The organism is Herbiconiux sp. FW305-C-125, from assembly GCF_058783455.1.
Genome location: NZ_JBYSYO010000026.1, coordinates 1 through 6,075, shown reverse-complemented (window position 1 = coordinate 6,075; position 6,075 = coordinate 1). Strand labels below are relative to the sequence as shown.

Annotated in this window: 5 protein-coding genes; 2 read left to right on the top strand and 3 right to left on the bottom strand. The window is 58.3% G+C overall.

Features of this window, described 5'->3' with window-relative positions; all coding sequences use genetic code 11:
• Window positions 1-202: 202 nt before the first annotated feature.
• From AC3WLB_RS24205 to AC3WLB_RS24195, 3 genes are all read right to left on the bottom strand, one after another.
• Entirely contained in the window at window positions 203-577 is a 375-nt protein-coding gene (locus AC3WLB_RS24205; protein ID WP_079941021.1) for a hypothetical protein, read from the bottom strand.
• Window positions 578-665: 88 nt separating this feature from the next.
• Window positions 666-1,436, bottom strand: coding sequence for a DUF6349 family protein (locus AC3WLB_RS24200; protein ID WP_079941020.1), 771 nt, complete (start codon window positions 1,434-1,436; stop codon window positions 666-668).
• 28 nt (window positions 1,437-1,464) lie between these two features.
• A complete protein-coding gene (locus tag AC3WLB_RS24195) occupies window positions 1,465-2,463 on the bottom strand; it encodes a DNA-processing protein DprA (protein ID WP_200769278.1) in 999 nt (332 codons plus the stop codon).
• A gap of 190 nt (window positions 2,464-2,653) precedes the next feature.
• Here AC3WLB_RS24195 and AC3WLB_RS24190 point away from each other — a divergent pair, with 190 nt between their 5' ends.
• Together AC3WLB_RS24190 and AC3WLB_RS24185 are read left to right on the top strand one after the other, a co-directional pair.
• Window positions 2,654-4,027, top strand: a complete 1,374-nt coding sequence (locus tag AC3WLB_RS24190) for an SIR2 family protein (protein ID WP_492510476.1) — start codon at window positions 2,654-2,656, stop codon at window positions 4,025-4,027.
• On the top strand, window positions 4,020-6,014 hold the full coding sequence (locus tag AC3WLB_RS24185; RefSeq protein WP_492510474.1) for an ATP-binding protein: 1,995 nt from the start codon (window positions 4,020-4,022) through the stop codon (window positions 6,012-6,014). The genes AC3WLB_RS24190 and AC3WLB_RS24185 overlap by 8 nt, the downstream gene beginning before the upstream one ends.
• Window positions 6,015-6,075 lie beyond the last annotated feature (61 nt).

Genomic DNA, 6,075 nt, shown 5'->3' with positions numbered 1-6,075 from the left:
CCACCCGGCGACACGGCGCAAGCCATCCTCGACGCCGTCGCCGCGAGCGTCACGCACTAACTTGGCGCGAGTCAGGAACGCTTGAACCCATCCGAACCTCAGACCGCGCGTGCCGCGCGAACCGCTCGAACGGCATCCGGCGCGCGTCGAGCCGCCGCACCAAAGTACGACGGCCCGACACTGTTCTGAGTAGACGGCCCCGCTACCGACGAGAAGTCGCAGGCTCGGCGCCGCACTCGTCAATAACTGTCTCTTGCGCCATGCGCTTCAGCTCGCGCGCCTCGCGCAACCTCGCTTTGCCGAGTACCGTCAGGCTGATCGGCCCCCACACGAGGAACTTGATCGCGTTCCAGATGCAGAGAATGAACACGAGATACAGCCACTCGGGAGCACTCACCTCGATCAGAGCGAGAGCGCCGCGTGCGATCAACAGGTAGGGGATCGAGAGCAGCATCGCCGGTACACCGTAGCGGAGATTTTCGCGGCGGTGCAGGAACCAGATCAGCCGGTTCGTCGGAGCGTACCGCTGCAACAGATCGTTCGCGAAGCTACTGAGATGCCAGATGATAGTGAGCATGACGGAGTCCTTTACAGATCTACCGGCGGTCAGATTCGTGTAAAAGCACTTCGCAGCTCAGGCTGCTCCGTCATTCCCCAGGCGGGGCTTATTTGCCGTGTGCTCCTAACTGTACGCCTGAAGGCCTGAAAAGCACAGCATGTTCAGGAACGGCTGAGACCCTGTGCCTCGGTGTATGCACAGGCGCAGCACTCTTGAGATGTGCAGCGGGGGCCTCAGTACTCGGCTCAGGCAAGGGTCGATCAAGAGCGGTTGATGAGAGGTCATAGCCGCCCCGGGGCGAGTATTCGGCGACGTGTCGAGTCGCGTAGCGTGCGCGCTCGGTGATGATCGGTGCACCAGACACTTGCATCTCGGCCGGGTAGTGCGCTGCGATCCATTTGCGGCCTAACTTGGTGAAGCCGCCGCCATCGCGCACCCGAATCTGCGCGGGCACGACTGGTAGCTCACGCCAGTTCGGGATCGCGTGATTGTGCCACCCCTCGACGCTATCGATTTCCGAGTCGCTGACCTGATGCCACTCGCATGGTTCGCAGACCGCGAGATACATGAGGTCGCCCGGCCCCTCGCACTTCGGCTCGGGGCGCAGGTCAGCTGAGAACATGACGAGGCGGTGATCGCCGTACTCGGTGCCACCATTGAGCCATCCGTATCCGGTGTGCCACATACGGCTATGCGGGATCGACCCGAAACGGCCATTGAGAAGCTGCCAATGCTCAAACGCGGCCTGTAGCTCGCCCGGCGAGAAGTAGTCGGTGGTGAAGTGCAGTGGCGCGCCCTGCCACTCGGGTGGGTTCGCGCGGAGATCCTCACGCACGAGCTCGTCAAGATCGAACGCAAGCTGACTGTCGTTGTTCAACGTCTATTACCACCACTCGGAGCCTGGACTATCTGGTGAGACTGTACTCACGAGCAACGGTGTGTTGCGGGGTATTCTGCGCAAGTGTCGCCGTGAGAAGACCACGCGGCGATGCATCTAAGAGTTCGGTGATGTCGGTGTGACTTTGCACGAGGGTCGCGCGACCCTCGCGGATGAGCGCGTTGGTGCCGTGGCTAGCAACATCGGTTGCACGCCCCGGCACCGCGCCAACAGGTCTGCCATAGGCTGCCGCATGGAACGGGGCGCCAGTCCAGCGGTAATCCCAGCCGGCCTGTTCCTCAACAACGGTCGTCATGCCGGAGAGCGCAGCAAGGAGACCGTTCGCGGTCAACGCGCTGGTATGTCGTATGTCGCTCGGCGGGCGATCAGTGACGAGCAGGCTGGTCGTTGCGGCCTGCTCCAGCCAGTCGTAGTTTTCGATCTGTGATTGATTGATCGGATCGGGCATGACGAGAATCACGCGGTCGTTGTGCTTGAGTGCGGAGGTGATTGCGGCCTCAGCGATGCCGTCATCGGGGAACGAAACGATAGTGCGCCCATCTGCGGCGAGATCAGCGGCCAGTGCTGTGGCCATCTGCAGTCCATATAGAGATGGGTTGGGGGTGCCAATAAGCGCGGCGCGGCTCGCCAACGAGTCTGCGAGCAAGGTCGTGTCTCCCTGCGTCCAGAGCGCGAGCGGCGTGCGGTGATCGAGAGGATCAAGCGCAGCAGGCCAATGAGGATCGCCGGGGATCAGAATATGCTGCCCGAGCCGTTCGCTTTGCTCGATTCCTTCAAACACCTGCACGGGGTCGGCGACATCGAATCGTCGCCGCCACAGGTGCAAGTCAGCGCGCTGCATCCCGACGATCAACTCGTTGCTCAGGGCAAGCCGGAGTGTATCGAGACCGTTCCCAGCGAGCCGAAGCACGGTGTTGGTCTGAAAATCGCCGGTTTCGGTTACTGACGCGATCACCGCCCGCGCGGTTCGCTCATCGGTTACGTTCTCAAACGTCATATCGGCCATGTCGCCCTCCTGATACACGGATAGTGTGTCGGGAAGGTACGACAACGGTGACGAGCAACTGAGGCGTTGTCTGCCCAGAGCAGACCAGAAGGGCACCTGCTCAGGGCAGACGATCCGCGCTCTACAAACTGATAACGTGACGGTGAGGAGCCATGCCCATCGGGGCATTGAGTGAAGAGACAGGGCTGGCATGAGTAGTTTCGATCCGGGAAATTCAGTTCCAGGGCTATTTCTTGTCGGCGGCACCGTGAAGTCACGGCTTACCGACCAAGACCGGCACGTCGTGCAAGACCACATTGCCTCACTGTTACAGGTTCAAAACCTTGTATTGCTTATCGGCTCGGGCGCATCATTCCATCTGGGGTCGCCGCAAACGCGTAATCTCAATAACGATGCAGTGCAATCACTCATTGAAGACGCCGGGGAACAGCTGGACAAGACGGACACAGATCTTCTAGCTTTCCTCAATCCCAAAGATGACGGAGACCTGGAGAAGCTGCTCAACGGGCTACAACTGGGAGCCTCGCTTGCCGATCAAACCGGACTCGCGGAGGTGACTTTTAGCAGCGGAGACAATGTAAAGAGTTTCACCAAGGAGCAAATCGAACAGCTCAAGGGCAAGATCAACGTTGCTTTTGCTCATGCCTGTGAACTCCCTACCTCAGACTGCCATCTTGAAGATCCCCTCGCGGCTCATCGGCAGTTCCTCTCGCGGATCGTTCGAAGCCGACGAGCCAACCTCCCAAGGCCCAAGCTGTTCACGACGAACTATGATCTCGTTCTCGAACGGTCACTCGATGAACTGGGATACCCCTATATTGACGGGTTCAGTGGCACGGTCGAACGGCGTCTGAACCTTGCTTACTACGGACTGGACTTCCACCGCGTCGAGACAACTTCGCAACAAGTGGTCGCCCGAGCCGACAGCGCGCTCTATTTACACAAGATCCACGGCAGTTTGAACTGGAAGCCACGCATCAGCGCTGAGACCGGAGTCACGACGCTCGAGGTCGTGCAGGTTCCAGAGGGCAGCGCTTCGATACAAGAGCCCGTACTTATCTCTCCCACGGCCGCAAAAGAAGGCGATTCCCTTTCATATCCGTATTCCGATCTCATGCGCTTGCTGAGCGATGCAGTTCAACAGAATGACACCGCGGTAGTGACGATCGGCTATGGATTTGGTGACCCTCACATCAACCGGATTCTCCTGCGCAGCTTGGCGATCAACCCAGCGATCAATGTTCTGGCGGTCGATCCCTGTGCCATTTTGGAACAGGAATCGCTGCTGAAAGCTGTCCTCGACGATGACCTCGTAGGTACAACCCTGGCGACGCAGGGAATTGAGACGAAGGACACTCCGCTGGCTGCTCTGGCTGCCGGAGATGACTCGCGTATCGCCGTCTTGACTGGCAAAGCCGGAGAGTTCATTCACATGGTTGACCTGCTGCCCGAGTCGGGACTCGATCTGCAGGTCAACGCCCCAGCTGCGATCATGAACCTTATTGAATCGCTCGAGAACTTCACCTCCGCGCAGAAGAAGGAAGACTCTTCAGGCGATGAGTGAGGTAGGTGTTATCGGCCGGGTGACGGCCGTGCAGAGCACGACTCTGAAAGTGTCGCTGGATATTGGTTCGAAAGGTTTCACCAAAGTAGGGCCTGACGGTCTTCAGACTGTGGGAGTTGTCAACTCATATGTGACCGCACCGGCCGGTGCTCATCGGGTAGTAGCGATCATTACAGGTGTTTCCATCGTGAGGCGCAATGAGATAGCGCCTGGTCGCGGACTGCTCAGCGAGGACGACCAAGCTTCTTATGAGCTTGAGGCGTCGGTGGTTGGTCGTTTCGAAGGGGAGAAGTTCAAATCGGGGCTGACTGCCTATCCGTCGCTTCACGCGCCGGTCAGGACGGCGACTCCTGCCGAGGTCAAGAACATATTTCTTCCCAAGGAGGTGCCTTCAGTCCGTTTAGGCTCGTCAGCAATTGCTTCAGAACAAGACGTTTATCTCGATGCCAATCTCCTTCTTGGGCACCACTGCGCTGTTGTCGGATCCACTGGATCAGGGAAATCGTGCACAGTCACCGCACTAATCGACGGCCTTCTCGATAATCAGATCAGCAGCGGCCACATAGTCATCTTCGATATCAACGGAGAGTACGCTCAGTCCTTTGCGAACGACAGCTCTCGTGGGCAGAAAACGCGCACCATTGTCCTCGGCCCTGAGCCAGGTACTGAGTCGGGTCTGTTCTTGCCGCATTGGTTCATGAACAACGAAGAGCACCTAGCTCTCCTGCGCGCCAGCGAAGGCGTACAGGCTCCAGTGCTTCAGCGCGCGGTTGCAGACGCAAGAATCGCCGGTGCCACCTCCCACGTCGAAGCAGATCGGCTCGACAACGTGCGGAATACTCTCGCGATAGTTGAGGCGCAATTCTCGAACGACAAGGATGCGGAAGGGCCGACCTTCCGTCAGCTCACCGATCTTTCTCGACTTGTTGAGTTCCAGGCAAAACAGGCCTCGCCGATTAAGTCACATTGGGAGGCAATGGCTCCTCTCGTCACTAAAGCTATAGCCGACTCTGGACTGACCAATAATCCGAAGTGGGCAGCGCTCACGCCAAAACATCGAGAGATAGTCGGGAAACTCGTCCGTGAACTCAAACAGCACATAACCACTGCATTGAGTGAACTTGGTCTCGGCAGCGGTGCGACCGGTGCAGACTTCGACGCTCCGGTGTTCTATGATCTGCAACAGCTCTGTGACTTCTTCATGCCGAACCGTATCCAGCTGGAACAGGCTAATGACAACAAGATCGCTGGATACGTCGCGACACTGCAGATGCGCCTCAGCCGCCTCCTTGCCGATGGCAGATACGACTTCATGACCAGGGTCGAGAAACACGATGACCCCCTTGGTACCTATCTGCGTGCAGTGATGGGAGCCGACCCGACGAAGGACAACGATTCATCAGATTGGCCCGCCGCCGCAAATTATCGAGAGCAAACGAAGAACCACGATTCTGGCCCGTCGGTTACTATCTTCGACCTGAGCCTTATCGCCAGTGATGTACTTGAGAACGTAACGGCGCTGCTTGGTCGTATCCTCTTCGACTTTGCTGTGCGCAGTGATCCTCGCGCGAGACACCCATTGCTGCTGGTGCTCGAAGAAGCACACCGCTTCATCCCGGCTCGCCATGACAGCAACGGAGGCGGAAGCCGCTCAACTGCCGTCTTCGAACGCATCGCAAAAGAAGGCAGAAAGTTCGGAATATCCCTTCTGCTCGCGAGCCAGCGTCCGAGTGAGCTGAGTGAGACTGTCGTTGCGCAGTGTGGCACAGTAATCGCGCACAGACTTACCCACGAGTCAGATCAAGCACTGCTTCGTCACGCCACTGCGCTGAGTTCTCGTGCCCTTCTCGATCAACTGCCGGGCCTTGCTCAGCAACATGCTCTGGTTACCGGGGTGAGTACCGGAGTGCCAGTAGCGGTGCGTATTCGAGATGTTGTGGACGCCCCTAAGAGCAACGACCCCGATTTCATCAGTAGTGCCCCGTAGAGTGGTGTAACGAACCCCGAGTAACAACGGCCCCACTGAAAGAACAGCGTGGCCACCGGGG